Consider the following 15,011-nt stretch of genomic DNA (forward strand, 5'->3'; position numbering starts at 1 on the left):
CATGGCGACGACGGAAAAGGTGCGGCACCTGGGCGCCGCCGAGTTGCTGGACAACGTGGTGGATGCGGGGTCCTTCGTCTCCTGGGACATGCCGGCGCAGGAGCCGCCGCTGTCCGCGGAGTACTGCCGCGACCTTGCCAAGGCGCGGGAGCGGAGCGGTACGGACGAATCCGTGATCACGGGCGCCGGGCTCATCCGGGGTCGCCGGGTGGCGGTGATCGTGAGTGAATTCTCCTTCCTGGCGGGATCGATCGGCCACGCGGCGGCACAGCGGATCGTGGCGGCCATCGAACGGGCAACGGCTGAGGGGCTGCCGCTGCTGGCCGGCCCGGCGTCCGGGGGCACGCGGATGCAGGAAGGGACGCTGGCCTTCCTGTCCATGGTGAAAATCACCGGGGCCGTGCGGGCGCACCGCCAGGCCGGCCTTCCCTACCTGGTCTACCTGCGGCACCCCACCACCGGCGGCGTCATGGCCTCCTGGGGATCCCTGGGCCACATCAACGTGGCTGAACCCGGCGCCCTCCTGGGGTTCCTGGGCCCCCGCGTTTACGAGGCGCTGCACGGCGAGGCCTTCCCGGAGAACGTGCAGACAGCGGAGAACCTGTTCAACAAGGGACTGATCGACGGCGTGGTGGAGCCTGCCGACCTCGCTGACCTGGTGGCCAGGGCCTTGGACATCCTGTGCGCGGAGCGGGCCGGCGTTCCGGCGCAGCCCGCGACGCTCGGCGTCCGGCCCGCTCCCGTGGACGCGTGGACGTCCATTGGCATCTCCCGGCGTGCCCGGCGTCCGGACCTGCGGCAGCTCCTGAAGTACGGGGCAGTGGACGCCCTGCCCTTGAACGGGACGGGGCAGGGTGAGAAGGACCCCGGGCTGCTGCTGGCCCTGGCCCGTTTCGGCGGGCAGTCCTGCATCGTCCTGGGCCACGCGCGGCCGCTTCGCAAGGAAGCAGCCGGGATGGGGCCCGGATCCCTGCGGGAAGCGCGGCGGGGCATGAAGCTGGCGGAGGAGCTGCGGCTGCCGCTGCTGACCGTCATCGACACCGCGGGTGCGGCGCTCTCGCAGGCTGCGGAGGAAGGCGGCCTGGCGGGCGAGATTGCGCGCTCGCTGCACGAACTGATCGGCCTGGCCGCCCCGTCGGTCTCTGTGCTGCTCGGCCAGGGTGCCGGGGGAGGGGCGCTGGCACTGCTGCCGGCGGACAGGACCATCGCGGCCCAGCACAGCTGGCTCTCACCGCTGCCCCCCGAGGGTGCCAGTGCCATTGTGCACCGGACAACTGCGCTGGCCCCCGCGATGGCGCAGGCGCAGGGCGTCAACGTCGCGTCGCTGTACGCTCACGGACTGGTGGACCACATTGTGGATGAGCGGGACGACGCCTCTTTGGAGCCGCGCGCATTCTGCCAGCGCATGGCAAAGGCCATCGAGTATGAGCTGGGCTCGCTCTCCGGCCTTCCCGTCGCCGGGCTGGTTGCGGCGCGCTCCGAAAAGTACCGGAGCCTGGGCGCGGGGTGACCTGGCCGCAGCCTTGCTGCGGCGGCGCTACCTCCGCTGCTGGACCCTTGCGCGGTGGGCGTTCCTGCGGAGCTGGAGGATGCGGGCGCCGCCGGCCATGGCAACCAGGACGCCGCCGGTCACGCTGGCGATGAACAGGGCCATGCCCAGCGGGACCATGCCCTCCAGCCCCAAGTAGCGGACCACCACTTGGTCCTGGTTCTGCAGGATGAAGATGATCAGCAGGATCAGCACCACCAGGGCGGCAACGACGGCAGCCCACACCACCCCTGCCCGGGTCACCCGTGGCTGCTCCGCAGCGGGAACCTGGGCCGTGGGGCCAGGGGAGACGGGCCGGGCGTCTGCCGGCCGCGCGTTCGGCACCGCTGCTGTACCGGTCCGGTCCGGCGGCATCCCGTTGCCGCCCTGCTCCGGCTGCCCCTCAGGCCCAGGCGTGTACTGTCCAGCACTCATTGCGTCCCCTTCCCAAATGCTAAGCATGCTTACTGATGCCACCTTAGCGGTCGGGGTTCAGGCGGCACAACGCGGGGGCTGCTAAGTCCCGGCGATTCGGCGACCATGCCCGCGCTCCTCCGCCGTCAGCCCGGCCGGTCCAGCTGCCACCAGAGTCCACCGGACAACCGTGCCGTCCGGGCCGGCCTGTGAGCCGTGGGCCAGGGCGCCATCAATACGACGGCGGACCTCGGCTTCCCGCTGCGGGTCGGCAGTGAAGATGGTTCGCAGCGTCACGGTTTCACCGTCACGCTGCGCTGCTGTGTGGTGGGCGGCCAGCGGGCAGGGCGGCGGATGCTGCCAGCTGCCGCACAGGGCAACGGTGATGGCTGCCCCGGGCGCCCCGGTTCCGGAGCCGGCGTCCATCAGGACGGTGGCTTCATGTACATAGATCCCGGGCATGCCGTCCTTTCTCCTGCGGGGTTTTCCTGCGCGGGCCCGCGTAGGGATACTGTGTCCGCATGCGGCCGGAGGCTGTGTCCGAACGGGTGGGGAGGCTGCGTCCGGAGCCCGCGTCCGCAGTCCGCGTCCGGAGACAGCGGAAGGGCCTTCCGTGAAGACCCTTCCGTTGACTTTGCCACGCCGGCGTCAGACCCTCTCCTTGCTCCGATCAGCAGGTGTGGTGCGGGGCTCTGGCGTCTTCCACCAGGCCGGGAAAGCCCAGAACGTGAAGTCCTGCGCCCTGACTGGCTTCTCAGGCGTTTCTACCGGGGTTTCCGGGGTGTCCTGCTTGGCTTCAGGCCGGCGGTGGGTTTCCTTCCTGGCGCCCCACCCGAAGTCCTTGCTGGATGAATAGCACATCACAGACCTCCTCACAGTGACTGCCCTTTAATCGTCCTCCCGTTTCGGTGGGGAGTCGACACCCTGGCGGGTGCATTTGCTGCGTCGTCCGGCTCCGGCGTGCCCGCGACGGGGTGGCTATCCGCCGGTGATCACGTCCTCGGCCTCCTGAGGGCGGTGGAACTCGCACGGGCCATGGTGCCGGAGGGGAAGGAGGCAGGTCCGGCCCGTGGGCAAATGGACCATGCCGCAGCGGCCCCTCTCCGCGAGGTCCTCCCTGATATTTGCGTTGTTCAGGTCCGGCCGGGCCAGGTTCGCTTCGTGGGTGTTGCTGGGAGCGGTGCGGGAGTGTTCAGCGTTCATGATCGGCAACTCCTCGTTGAGTGATGGCCAGATTAGGGGAAGCGAAAGCCGTGTGGACTCTGCCAGTCTGGTCCCACACGGTTACGGGAAAATTAAACCGGTGTTAGATCCAGGTCAACAAGACCCCCATCAAGGCTTTTAGTGCCCCAATTGCCTGGCTAGTACCCCAACTGGTTGGCCACCTGCAGGAGCAGGGCCTCGGAACCCGCCGGCCCCACCAGTTGGATGCCCATCGGCAGTCCCAGGCCGGGTGTTCCGCCCGTCCAGTGGACAGGAAGGGTGATGGCCGGCAGGCCACAGACGTTGATCATGGAGGACCAGGGCGCGTATTCGCACTGCTTGCGGTAGTCGCCGTCGGCGTCCCCCGGCCAGTGGGCCGCGGGCCACCGTTCGCCCCCGTGCAGCCCGGTGAACCAGCCCACCGGGCGGGGTGTCTGCGCAAGTGCGGGCATCAGCATGAGGTCCCACTGGGCGAACTGCGCCACCGTATCGTGCTGGAACTGCCGCAGGAAGGCCAGCGATTCAGCAAGTTTCGCCGGGCTGCGTTGCTGGGCGCGGCGCCGGAAAGTGCGGGTCAGGGGAGCCAGCAGCGCTTCGCGGTGCGGGCTGATCCGGGCCGTCCCCACTGCCGCCGTCCAGGCCGTGGTGAAGGCATCGGGGTAGCGGTTGTCATAGCGCATGGAAGCCTCCCCTAGGGCGTGTCCGGCATGTTCCAGCAGGCCGATGCCCGCCTGGAGGGCATCCAGCGCTTCCTGTTCCGGGCTGAAGGGAAAGGTACTGGACCACGGGCTGTCCAGCGTCACGCCGATGCGGAGCCTCGGCGGATCCTGCTCCAGCGCCTCAAGGTAGGCGCCCTCCCCTCGGGCAACTCCCCCGGGCGCCGCGCGTGTGGAGGCAGGGAGGCTGCGTGCAGCGGGCGTGGACAGGGCGGGGGAGGACCCAGGTACAAGAGCGTCCATCATGAGTGCGGCATCGGCGGAGGTCCTGGCGATGGGGCCGGCAACCACCAGCCGGGCCGGATCCCCCAGGCTTTCCCCCGCAGGGACCAGGCCGCGGCCGGGCTTGAGGCCCACCAGCCCGCAGGCGGCAGCGGGAATCCGGACCGATCCGCCGCCGTCAGATCCCGGCGCGAAAGGCAGCAGCCCGGCGGCCACGGCGGCGGCGCTGCCGCCGGAGGATCCCCCCGAGCTCCTGCTGGGGCCATGGGGATTGCGCGACGGCGGCGCGATCCGGTTTTCGCTGTAGGCAGTCAATCCGAACTCGGGCACCTGGGTCTTGCCCAGGGAAATTGCGCCGGCTTTCCTGAGCAGCGCCACCAGCGGGGCGTCGCTGAGGGCCGGCTTGTGGTCCAGCGCCGCGCTGCCATGCGTGGTTGGCACCCCTTCCACGTCGGTCAGGTCCTTGAAGGCCAGGGGCATGCCGTGCAGCAGTGGCAGCTCTCCGGCCGGAGTCCGGGATCGCCGGGAATCCGCGGAGCGGGCGTGCTCCATGGCCTGGTCCACCGTCACCGTGATGAACGCGCCCAGCAGTGGGTTCTTCTGTTCTATCCGCTGCAGGAAATGGGCTGCCGCCTCCGCTGCCGACACCTTTCCCTGCCGCAGCTCGTCCCGGAGGGCCACCGCGGACAGCTCGTGGAGTTCAGCCACGGGATCCCGCGGCCAGCGCAGGGCGGCAGCGGCTGCCCGGCCTGCCCCGGCCAGCGGCCGCCACGGCAAAGTGTGCAGGGAGCAATTTTCCTCCTTGGGTCACACAGAAGCTTAACGTGGCTGCGCGAGCTTAACCTGGCGGCCAAGAGGCCCCTGCCGGACGTAAAGCACTAGGCTTAAAGCCGACCCCCGATCCGCGAAGGCAGGAATCACCGTGAGCGATTTCGACAACGTCCCCGTCAACGACATCCCCGACGATGCCGTCATCCTGGATGTCCGTGAGGATTACGAATGGGTGGCAGGCCACGCAGACGGCGCCCTCCACATTCCCCTGGACCAGCTTCCGGGCCGGCTGGAGGAACTCGATCCCGACGAGGACGTCTACGTCATCTGCCGCACCGGGGGCCGGTCCTTCCGCGCGGCGCAATGGCTCACAGGCCAGGGCTACACCGCCATCAACGTCGCCGGCGGCATGGACATGTGGCTGGAGGCCGGTAAGCCCCTTGTCTCGGACAACGGGCTCAAGCCCATGGTGCTGTAGGCGAAGGGCACCCATGTCTGCGTCCTCCGTCACCTATGCCTTCCTCGGGCCCGAGGGTACCTTCACCGAGGCTGCCCTCATGCAGGTGCCGGACGCCGCGCAGGCCACCCGCGTGCCGTCGTCGAACGTCAACGCTGCGCTGGACAACGTACGTGACGGTGCGGCATATGCAGCCATGGTGCCCATCGAAAACTCCGTGGAGGGCGGGGTTACCGCCACCCTCGACGCCATCGCCAGCGGCGGGGAACTGAGGATCATCCGCGAAGTCCTGGTGCCCATCAGTTTCGTCCTGGTGGCCAGGCCGGGAGTCCGTTTGGCCGACGTGCGCCGGGTATCAACGCATGGACATGCCTGGGCGCAGTGCCGCCTCTGGACGGACAGTAATATCCCGTCAGCGGAATATGTCCCGGGCTCATCCACCGCCGCGGCGGCAATGGGGCTCCTCGAGGAGGCCTGCCATTATGAGGCCGCCATCTGCGCTCCACTGGTGGCGCAGGGGCAGCCGGGCCTGTCCGTCCTGGCGGAGGACATTGGCGACAATCCTGAAGCCGTGACGCGCTTCATCCTGGTCAGCCGCCCGGGCGTGCTGCCCGCGCGCACCGGAGCGGACAAAACCACCGTGGTGGTGCCGCTTCCGGAGGACCGTCCGGGAGCCCTGATGGAGATTCTGGACCAGTTTGCGAGCCGCGGAGTAAACCTCAGCCGCATCGAGTCCCGCCCCACGGGACAGTATCTCGGGGACTACTTTTTCAGCATCGACGCCGACGGGCACGTTGGCGACGAGCGGATGGCCGATGCCCTGGCAGGACTCCACCGCATCAGCCCGGCCACACGTTTCCTCGGCTCATATCCCAAGGCGGACATGCAACGCACAGTGGTGGAGCGGCACACCGCTGACCAGGCGTTCCAGGCAGCGCGGGCGTGGGTGGGAGACATTCTCCGGCCTGCATGACAGGGCAGCGAAAGCGGTTCCGCCGCTTCGCCCAAAGCGTACGCAAATGCCCTCCGAAGTACTTTCGCGGGCTGTGGACAATGCGTATGCTTGCTTGATCCACATGGGGGATGGCCCCTAGTGAAGGGAGCGCGTCATGACTACCAGCAGCACCGAAAACGATGGCCAGGGGATGATCGTCAACCCCCGGCCTACCGCCGACAACCAGGACTGGGACGGCGACGAAGCCGACCGTGCCGACCGCCTGCGCTTTGAAGAAGAGCAAGCCATGATCCGCGAGCAGTCCGAGGCCCACGCCGCCGCAAAAGCTGCCGAGGCCCACAGGGACAGCCACTGACCCTTCCGGGTTCCCGTGCCCTAGTCCCGGCCCTTGACCCTCACCAATAGAGACCGCGGCTCCACGTGGACGGTGAGCTTGGTGGCCTCGCCGGCGGTGTCGCCGTCCAGCTGGGTGGGCATCGGTTCCGGACACTTGATGACCACTTTCCCGGAGCGGTAGACGGTCATGACGGGCAGCTTCCCGCTGTGCTTGAACATGATCTTGACGTACATGAGCAGCCAGCCAAGGGCGCTGCGGGGACTCATCACCACCACGTCCAGCATGCCGTCGTCGATCATGGCCTGGGGGATGAAGTCGATGCCGCCCGGGATCAGGCCGCAGTTGGCGAACAGCACGCTGCGGATGTTCCGGACCTGGGCCGGGCTGCCGTCCAGGGAAATCGAGACCTTCTTCCGGCGTCCCGGCAGGTGCCGCATGCCGGCCTCGGTATATGCAAGCCACCCCACAGCCTTTTTCAGGCCCGCATTGGTGTCGGCCAGGATCTCGGCGTCCATGCCGATGCCCGCGATCACCAGGAACGAATGCTCGGATGATTCGCCCGTCACGGAGTTTTCGATGTCCATCCGGGCGGTGTCGATGTACCGCTGCCGGCCGAACAGCGCAGTGTTCACATTGGCGTGAAGGTCATTGACGTCCAGGTCAAGGTTCCGGGCCAGGAGGTTGCCCGTCCCCAGCGGGACCAGTCCCATGGCCACACCGCTGTGCGCGAGGGACTCAGCCACAACCCGGACGGTGCCGTCACCGCCCCCCACCAGGACGACGTCGGGCTTGTACGCCAGCGCGGCCCGCACCTGTGAATGGCCCGGGTCTTCCGCCGTCGTCTCGAAGAAGACGGGATCTTCCCAGCCTGCCGCCAGGCAGCCCCGCTGGATTTTGCCCTTGGCTTCCATCGACCCTGCCTTGATGGGGTTCAGGATCACGGCGACGCGCTGTTCCGCAAGCCCCGATTCCTGCGCCTCCCCGCCCACCGTACTGCGGATGTGCAGCGCCTTGAGCCTGCGCACGCCCCACCAGCTTGAGATGGCAAACGCGAGGGCCACCCCAATCAGCAGGTACAGGATCCAGTCGCTCATGGTGGTTCAACAGTAGCCCGGCGAAGCCTTCCGGTCCGGCACGCCCGCCTCCGCCCGCCGTCGTCCGCGGGATTGGATACCCTTGTCTGGTGATCGACGTAAAAGACCTCAGCGAAAACCCGGATAAATACCGTGCCAGCCAGCGTGCCCGCCGCGCGGATGAATCAGTGGTGGACGCGATCATTTCCGCGGACTCCGCCCGCCGTGCCGCGCTGATCCGCTTCGAGAACCTCCGTGCCGAGCAGAACGCCTTCGGCAAGAAGGTGGCACAGGCCAAGGGCGACGAAAAGAAGGCGCTGCTGGCAGAGGTCAAGGAACTGGCCAACTCGGTCAAGGCTGCCTCCGCCGAGGCTGATGCCGCCCAGGCGAAGCAGGAAGAACTGCTGCGCAGCATTCCCAACCTGATTGAGGACGGCGTTCCCGAGGGCGGCGAGGATGACTACGTGGTGGTCAAGACTGTCGGCACCCCACGTGAATTCCCGGACTTCGAGCCGAAGGACCACCTGGAAATCGGTGAGCTGATCGGCGCGATCGACATGGAGCGCGGCGCCAAGGTCTCCGGCGCGCGCTTCTATTTCCTCCGCGGCGTGGGCGCCCGGCTGGAGATGGCGTTGCTGCAGATGGCCATGGACCAGGCCATCGAGGCCGGTTTCGTTCCCATGATCACACCCACCTTGGTGCGTCCGGAGACCATGCAGGGCACGGGCTTTGACGTAAAGCACGACGCCGAGATCTACCGTCTCGCCGAAGACGACCTTTACCTGGTGGGCACCTCCGAGGTGGCCCTGGCCGGCTACCACGCGGACGAGATCCTGGACTTCGCCGCCGGCCCCATCCGCTACGCGGGCCAGAGCTCCTGCTACCGCCGCGAAGCGGGTTCGCACGGCAAGGACACCCGCGGCATCATCCGCGTGCACCAGTTCAACAAGGTGGAGATGTTCATCTACACCACCGTTGAGGAGGCTGCGGCCGAGCACCAGCGGCTGCTGGCGTGGGAAGAGGAGATGCTGGCCAAGTGCGAGCTGCCGTACCGGGTGATTGACACCGCCGCCGGCGACCTTGGCACCTCCGCAGCGCGGAAGTACGACTGCGAGGCCTGGGTTCCCACCCAGGGCGCGTACCGCGAGCTGACCTCGACGTCCAACTGCACCACCTTCCAGGCCCGCCGGCTGAACATCCGCGAACGCGTGGTGAACGCAGAGGGCGTGGCGAAGGGCACCCGGGCCGTGGCCACCCTGAACGGAACCCTGGCCACCACCCGCTGGATCGTGGCACTGCTGGAGCACCACCAGAACCCGGACGGCTCGGTCAACGTGCCCAAGGCCCTGCAGAAGTACCTGGGCGGGCTTGAGGTCCTCCCGGTCCTCTAGTTTGCTGTTCCCGGGCTTCTTCGCGGATCCGAACCTTGAAGGCTCGGATTCGCGAACAAGCCTCTGATCCGCGGGCGGATTTCCACATAGGCCTGCCCGCGTACTGACGCTGCAGCCTCGTTCCGCCAGCATTGTGGCATGGAGATTCCGCCCGGACTTATTGATTCCGCCGCCATCCTTCGGACCCAGGGGACCACTGATGTGATCCACCGCGGGTTCCGGGCTGGGCGGCTGGTCAGGATCCGCAGGGGTTTCTACGTCCGGACGGCTGACTGGCTTGGCGCCCGTCCGTCGGAGCGCTTTGCATGGTCGACGGCGGCAGTGGCCAGGTCGGTAAAGGGCGCGGTGTTGTGCGGGGAGACGGCGGCCCTCGCCGCTGGATTGCCTACGCTGCGGACACCTGCATGCGTGGAACTGGCCACAACGCTGCCGGGTCGAAGCGGAGTGCGGCGCTCGCCCCTGACGGTACTGGGCGAGGACTCAGCTGCCCAGCAGGTCCGGGGCAAACGCTCGTATCCCCTCAAATACTGCCTACGGCCCGCCTCTGAGACTGTGGTCCACGGCGAATTCCGGTGTACCAGCCCCGTACAGACAACCCTTGACCTGATGGTTTCCGGCAGGTTCAGCGAGGCCCTGGTGGTGGCGGATGGGTTGGCCCGGATGATGCATCATGGGGGCGTCTTGCCGGCTGAGGACAGCCTGATGGCCGTTCCCGCGATCGCCGCCGGCATCTCGGCTCACGCCTACTCGGCCGCGCGACTCCGTGCAGTACGTGTGGCGTCCCTCGCCAGCCCGTTGGCCGAGTCCGTCGGTGAGTCCTACAGCCGGGCCGCCTTTGAGCTCCTTGGATTCGAGCAGCCCGTACTGCAGCATGTGTTTCGGGACATGGAAGGCTTCATTGGCAGGGTGGACTGCTGGTGGCCGCGGCAGCGGGTTGTGGGCGAGTTCGACGGCAAGGCAAAGTACCTTGATGCAGCTGTCCGTGGTGGTGCCTCACCGGAGGAGGCGGTTTACCGGGAGAAGCTCCGCGAAGACCGGATCCGCGCCCTCGGGCTTGGTTTCGTGCGGTGGGGCTGGGCGGATGTGGAGCAGCCGGAGCGGTTGCGGCGGAAACTCCTTGCGGCCGGGCTGCGGCCACGTGTCCCAGGCTTCTTCGCGGATCCGAACCTTGAAGGCTCGGATTCGCGAACAAGCTTGGAAGTGGGCGAATACACAGGCGATGGTTAGCACTCATGCCGGGGACAACCTGTGGGTATTTACCAACTGTTCAATAACACTGTGGTGCGCGTCCTAGCGGCGTTTAGGGGCGTCTGGTTCACTATTGGAATGACAACGCTGACTGAAACCTCAGTCGCCGGCAACGATGACCGGCGAGACAACGAAAACAACAACGGCCGGAAGCTGATGGTGGCCCTGGACGTGGACGGCACCCTGGTGAACCACGACGGCCACATGTCCCCGGGTGTCCGGGAATCGGCGCAGGCCGTCGTGGCCGCCGGGCACGAGGTAATGATCGCCACGGGCCGCTCGCTCAACGCCACGCTGCCCATCATCGAGAAAATTGGAATTGAGCGCGGCTATGCCGTCTGCTGCAACGGCGGTGTGACCCTGCGGCTCCACCCAGGACTGGACAGCGGCTACGAGGTCATCCACAAAGCCACGTTCGACCCCGGACCTGCGCTCCGGGCACTCCGCGAGCGGCTTCCTTCGGCCAAGTATGCGCTGGAGGATGCGGACGGCAACTTCCTGTCCACCGAGCGCTTCCAGGACCCGAGCTTTGGCGTCGAGGCCATCGGCGTGGATTTCCACACCATGCTTGAAGCCACAGCCGTGCGCGTGGTGGTCTTCAGCACCGAAAACACGCCGGAAGAGTTCAACGAGGCCATTCAGCACGTAGGCCTGGCCGGCGTCACCTACTCTGTGGGCTGGACCGCGTGGCTGGACATCGCCGCCGCCGGTGTGACCAAGGCAAGCGCGCTGGAAAGCCTCCGCGGCAGGCTCGGCATCGAACGGCACCTCACGGTGGCCATCGGCGACGGTCGCAACGACATCGAGATGCTCACCTGGGCAGGACGTGGAGTGGCCATGGGGCAGGCGCCGGAGGAAGTCATCGCCGTCGCCGACGAGGTCACCCACTCAGTGTTCGACGACGGCGCTGCCCACGTGCTGCGCAGCCTGCTGTAGCGCCGGCGGACCACCCGTGCCTATGGTCCCGCGGCCGGCGGAAGCCCGCCGTCGGGCAGAATGGAAGCCATGACCCTCACCACCTTCGCCCTCATCCGCCATGGCCAGACTGACTGGAACGCCCAGCGGCGGCTGCAGGGATCCACTGACATTCCGCTGAACGACGTCGGCCGGGCCCAGGCGCGTGACGCCGTCGCTGTTTTGTCCGCTTACGAATGGGACGCGGTGGTGTCCTCCCCGCTGAGCCGTGCCGCCGAGACCGCCGACCTGATCGCCAATGGGTTGGGGCTCGCCGATGTACGGCACGTGCCGGAGCTGACGGAACGGAGTTTCGGCCCGGCTGAGGGCATGCAGGCAGGGCCGGAACTGGACGCGCTGCGCATTCCGGGAGGTTTCCGCGGCGCTGAAAGCGAGGACGAGGCGGCCGACCGGGGGCTGGCGGCCCTGGAGGCACTGGCCGAAGAGTTCCGCGGCCGCCGACTTCTCGTCGTCGCCCATGGGACGCTGCTCAGGGTGAGCCTCAGCCGCGCGGTGGGAACCACGCTGGCCAGTATCGACAACGCCGTGCTGAACCTGGCGCACCACCACGCGATCGACGGCTGGCAGCTCGAGTACTTCAACGGCGAGCCGGTAATGGCGGCCACCCAGGCCTGAGTGGGGCCAGCCCCTAGCGCACCTCGAGGATCAATGCCAGCAGCCGGGCCGCGGCAGGCCGGGCCGCATGCTCCTCGTTCCACTGGGCCCGGGCCACGGCCTTGCTCACAGCCTGCGTGGTGATACCGAGCTCCTGGGCCACCGCCTTCTGCTGCCCGCGCACGCCGGGGGTCAGGAGGTCCAGCACGCGCCACTCGGCCTCGGACCGGTTACGGACGATGTGCCCGAGGAGGCGCAGCACGGCCTCGGCGTCGTGGGCAATATCCGCCAGTGGGCCCTCCACGGCCACCGGCACGCGCTCCTTGCTGCCGTGGAGGCGGTCCACCGCACGCCGGGCATACACCAGCCCGTGGCCGGACGCGTCCTTGATCTGGTTCGGCAGCGGCTCGTTGACGGGCCCGACGCCAATCCCCACGTACCAGGAACCGCACCTCAAGGCGATTAGGGCAGCTTCCACCGCCTGGTGGGGGCAGTCGACAATGCCCTGGACCTCGTCTTCCACCGAGCGGTCGAAATCCAGGCGCGCAGGAATGTGCCGCAGGTCCTTGAGCAGCTGCGGTACCCGGTCACCGTCGCGCCGGCTGTCCGTCTGGTTGATGGTCAACGTGAACATTCTGGGTCCACACTACCCGGAAGTAGGAATTGCGGAACGCCCCGGATTGCAGGCGGCTCTGCCGCCCAGATCCACAAACCTGGTTCATCAAAAGGGAGGGGCCCGCACCGTGCTGGTGCGGGCCCCCGTCCCCTGCTGGCGGAACAGCCGGCCGGCGTCAGTTCCCCTGGGACGGCTGGCCCGTGGCCGGGAAACGGTCCCACGCGCGGTGGGCGGCGAGCAGGCTGGAGATGCCGGCTGCCACCGGGGCGCCGGCGTCGCCCGCACTGATACCGGGCGCTTCCGCCGGGATGCCGGCCGCGGCCAGTACATCGGATCCGGAACCCCAGGCGCCAATGGCTTTAGCGTGGCGGTAGGCCTCGGACAGCATGATGGCGACGCGCGGATCAGGGGATCCGGCTGGGTTCCCGGCTTTGGCGTCACGTCCCGCAGTGGCGTCCGGCGCGGGCACCTGGCCGCCGGCGACGATCAGCGCGTCGAACTCAGTGGACCGCGCCGTCAGGAAGGTCCGCTGGACCGTGAGGGAGAGCCCGTCACCTGACAGCGTGCCACCCGTCGGGGCGATGACCAGCGGGACCATGCCCTCGCCGTCGAGCGCTGTGCGGGCGGCAGCCACCTGGGCCAGGTCGCTGGAAGAATCGGTGATGATGCCCACCACCCTGCCTGCGACCGGCCAGGTTGCGCCCAGCTGGGACAGCGCCGGGCTAAGGTCCCGGTCGGGGACCTGTTCGGTGGCTTCCGGTGCGGGCATGCCCAGGCCGGCAGCCACCGCAGCGCAGAGCCCTGCATCGATGTTGGCCAGTGCCTGGAGCTGGCGCTCCCGGATGGGCGTTTCGAAGCACTTGCCGAGCTCGAACGTGTAGGCCTGGATCACGTGGTCCTGCTCCACAGCGCCCAGGCTGCGGAAGAACAGCCGGGCCTGGCTGTAGTGGTCATCGAAGGAGGCCGGGGTGCGCCGCTCCTTGATGGATTCCGCCACGGCTTCTGGTACGTCCACGAACGCCCCCATGTCCTGTCCGGCAAGGAAAGGGCACCCGCCGTCCAGGGAATTGGGCCGGTACGGGGCAACTCCGGCGTGCACCGCGGTCTGGTGCATGCCGTCACGGAGCATGTCATTCAGCGGCGCGTGCGGCCGATTGATCGGAATCTGGGCGAAGTTGGGGCCGCCCAGGCGTGAGATCTGGGTGTCCAGGTAGGAAAACAGGCGGACCTGCAGCAGGGGATCGTTGGTGACGTCGATTCCCGGTACCAGGTGCCCGGGATGGAAGGCCACCTGCTCGGTTTCGGCGAAGAAGTTCGTTGGGTTCGCATTGAGGGTCATGAGGCCGACGGGCTGTACCGGTGCGAGCTCCTCGGGGACGAACTTGGTGGGGTCCAGGAGGTCGATTCCTTCGAACATCTGGTCTTCGGTGTCCGGGAAAGCCTGGATGCCAAGCTCCCACTCCGGGTAGGCGCCGGCCTCGATGGCGTCGGCAAGGTCGCGGCGGTGGAAATCCGGATCCATCCCGTTGATGATCTGGGCCTCTTCCCAGACCAGGGAGTGCACACCCTGTTTGGGTTTCCAGTGGAACTTCACCAGCGTGGTGTCGCCGGCGGCGTTGACCAGCCGGAAGGTGTGGACGCCGAAGCCCTCCATGGTCCGGTAGGAACGGGGGATGCCGCGGTCGGACATGTTCCACATCGTGTGGGCCTGCGCCTCGGTATGGAGCGAGACGAAGTCCCAGAAGGTGTCGTGCGCGCTCTGGGCCTGCGGGATTTCCCGGTCCGGATGGGGCTTCGCCGCGTGCACAACGTCGGGGAACTTGATGCCGTCCTGGATGAAGAACACGGGGATGTTGTTCCCCACCAGGTCGTAGGTTCCTTCATCCGTGTAGAACTTCGTCGAGAATCCGCGGGTGTCCCTGACCGCGTCGGCGGAACCGCGGGAGCCGAGCACCGTGGAGAACCTCACGAACACCGGAGTTTCAACGTCCGGGGCCAGGAATCCGGCCTTGGTGACCTTTGCCGCTGTCCCGTAGGAGCGGAAAACGCCATGCGCTCCGGCGCCCCTGGCGTGCACCACGCGCTCCGGGATGCGCTCGTGGTCGAAATGGGTGATCTTTTCGCGCAGGTGATGGTCCTGCAGCAGGATGGGACCACGCGCGCCGGCTTTCAGGGAATGGTCCGTATCCTGCAGTCGAAGCCCCTGCGCGGTGGTCAGGTACTGGCCGGACTGCGCCCGTGAGGCAGTCGGCGCACCGGTGGGGCTTCCAGTGGGGGACACGGCCTCGGGACCTCGCTGGTCCGGTTTCGGCGGCAAGGGCTCCCGCGGGGTGGTGGGTTCTTCGAGGGCCGGAGGTTCGCTGGCCGGAGCCCCTGGAATTACAACATCGTCTTCGGCTGGCATGTCTTGATCTCCCCACAGTTGTGTTTTCCCAGCTCCGCCAGGCGGAAGCTAAGCTTGCTTAGTACTCTACAGGGCCGCAATCTGGCGCTCTGTTGTGGGGACGGCAG

The 15,011-nt window shown here is 67.5% G+C and carries 15 protein-coding genes; 8 read left to right on the forward strand and 7 right to left on the reverse strand.

The genetic code is table 11. The annotated features are described in order from the left end of the window. Position 1: 1 nt before the first annotated feature. Positions 2-1,510 carry an acetyl-CoA carboxylase carboxyltransferase subunit alpha/beta gene (locus tag KTR40_RS01175; RefSeq protein WP_228405028.1) on the forward strand — a complete coding sequence of 503 codons (1,509 nt, stop codon included), beginning with the start codon at positions 2-4 and terminating at the stop codon, positions 1,508-1,510. A gap of 27 nt (positions 1,511-1,537) precedes the next feature. On the opposite strand, the gene KTR40_RS01180 is transcribed toward KTR40_RS01175, so the two are convergent. The 4 genes from KTR40_RS01180 to KTR40_RS01195 form a co-directional block, all read right to left on the reverse strand. Next, positions 1,538-1,963 (reverse strand): lipopolysaccharide assembly LapA domain-containing protein, encoded by a 426-nt coding sequence (locus tag KTR40_RS01180; protein WP_228405029.1) that lies wholly within the window; start codon positions 1,961-1,963, stop codon positions 1,538-1,540. Positions 1,964-2,044: 81 nt separating this feature from the next. Continuing rightward, positions 2,045-2,404 carry a hypothetical protein gene (locus KTR40_RS01185; RefSeq protein WP_228405030.1) on the reverse strand — a complete coding sequence of 120 codons (360 nt, stop codon included), beginning with the start codon at positions 2,402-2,404 and terminating at the stop codon, positions 2,045-2,047. Between the two features lie 516 nt (positions 2,405-2,920). Then, positions 2,921-3,145, reverse strand: coding sequence for a hypothetical protein (locus tag KTR40_RS01190; RefSeq protein WP_139027463.1), 225 nt, complete (start codon positions 3,143-3,145; stop codon positions 2,921-2,923). A gap of 158 nt (positions 3,146-3,303) precedes the next feature. Continuing rightward, positions 3,304-4,791 (reverse strand): amidase, encoded by a 1,488-nt coding sequence (locus KTR40_RS01195; protein WP_228406214.1) that lies wholly within the window; start codon positions 4,789-4,791, stop codon positions 3,304-3,306. A 214-nt stretch (positions 4,792-5,005) separates the two neighbouring features. Here KTR40_RS01195 and KTR40_RS01200 point away from each other — a divergent pair, with 214 nt between their 5' ends. The 3 genes from KTR40_RS01200 to KTR40_RS01210 all read left to right on the forward strand — a co-directional run bounded on the left by KTR40_RS01200 (position 5,006) and on the right by KTR40_RS01210 (position 6,621). After that, a complete protein-coding gene (locus KTR40_RS01200; RefSeq protein WP_139027464.1) occupies positions 5,006-5,332 on the forward strand; it encodes a rhodanese-like domain-containing protein in 327 nt (108 codons plus the stop codon). A gap of 13 nt (positions 5,333-5,345) precedes the next feature. After that, the gene (gene pheA / locus KTR40_RS01205; RefSeq protein ID WP_228405031.1) at positions 5,346-6,284 is read left to right on the forward strand and encodes a prephenate dehydratase; all 939 of its coding nucleotides are present in this window, start codon (positions 5,346-5,348) and stop codon (positions 6,282-6,284) included. A gap of 136 nt (positions 6,285-6,420) precedes the next feature. After that, positions 6,421-6,621, forward strand: a complete 201-nt coding sequence (locus KTR40_RS01210) for a hypothetical protein (protein WP_139027466.1) — start codon at positions 6,421-6,423, stop codon at positions 6,619-6,621. Between the two features lie 20 nt (positions 6,622-6,641). On the opposite strand, the gene KTR40_RS01215 is transcribed toward KTR40_RS01210, so the two are convergent. After that, entirely contained in the window at positions 6,642-7,697 is a 1,056-nt protein-coding gene (locus KTR40_RS01215; protein ID WP_228405032.1) for a diacylglycerol kinase family protein, read from the reverse strand. 89 nt (positions 7,698-7,786) lie between these two features. Here KTR40_RS01215 and serS point away from each other — a divergent pair, with 89 nt between their 5' ends. From serS to KTR40_RS01235, 4 genes are all read left to right on the forward strand, one after another. Beyond that, positions 7,787-9,067, forward strand: a complete 1,281-nt coding sequence (gene serS, locus KTR40_RS01220) for a serine--tRNA ligase (protein WP_139027468.1) — start codon at positions 7,787-7,789, stop codon at positions 9,065-9,067. Positions 9,068-9,205: 138 nt separating this feature from the next. Beyond that, on the forward strand, positions 9,206-10,294 hold the full coding sequence (locus KTR40_RS01225) for a hypothetical protein (RefSeq protein WP_228405033.1): 1,089 nt from the start codon (positions 9,206-9,208) through the stop codon (positions 10,292-10,294). Between the two features lie 99 nt (positions 10,295-10,393). Beyond that, the gene (locus tag KTR40_RS01230; protein WP_139027469.1) at positions 10,394-11,251 is read left to right on the forward strand and encodes an HAD family hydrolase; all 858 of its coding nucleotides are present in this window, start codon (positions 10,394-10,396) and stop codon (positions 11,249-11,251) included. 69 nt (positions 11,252-11,320) lie between these two features. After that, entirely contained in the window at positions 11,321-11,905 is a 585-nt protein-coding gene (locus tag KTR40_RS01235) for a histidine phosphatase family protein (RefSeq protein ID WP_228405034.1), read from the forward strand. A gap of 13 nt (positions 11,906-11,918) precedes the next feature. On the opposite strand, the gene KTR40_RS01240 is transcribed toward KTR40_RS01235, so the two are convergent. Together KTR40_RS01240 and KTR40_RS01245 are read right to left on the reverse strand one after the other, a co-directional pair. Then, positions 11,919-12,518, reverse strand: a complete 600-nt coding sequence (locus KTR40_RS01240) for a hypothetical protein (RefSeq protein WP_228405035.1) — start codon at positions 12,516-12,518, stop codon at positions 11,919-11,921. Positions 12,519-12,675: 157 nt separating this feature from the next. After that, on the reverse strand, positions 12,676-14,904 hold the full coding sequence (locus KTR40_RS01245; protein ID WP_228405036.1) for a catalase: 2,229 nt from the start codon (positions 14,902-14,904) through the stop codon (positions 12,676-12,678). Positions 14,905-15,011: the final 107 nt, after the last annotated feature.

The organism is Pseudarthrobacter sp. L1SW (assembly GCF_020809045.1).
In the GTDB taxonomy this organism is placed as follows: domain Bacteria; phylum Actinomycetota; class Actinomycetes; order Actinomycetales; family Micrococcaceae; genus Arthrobacter.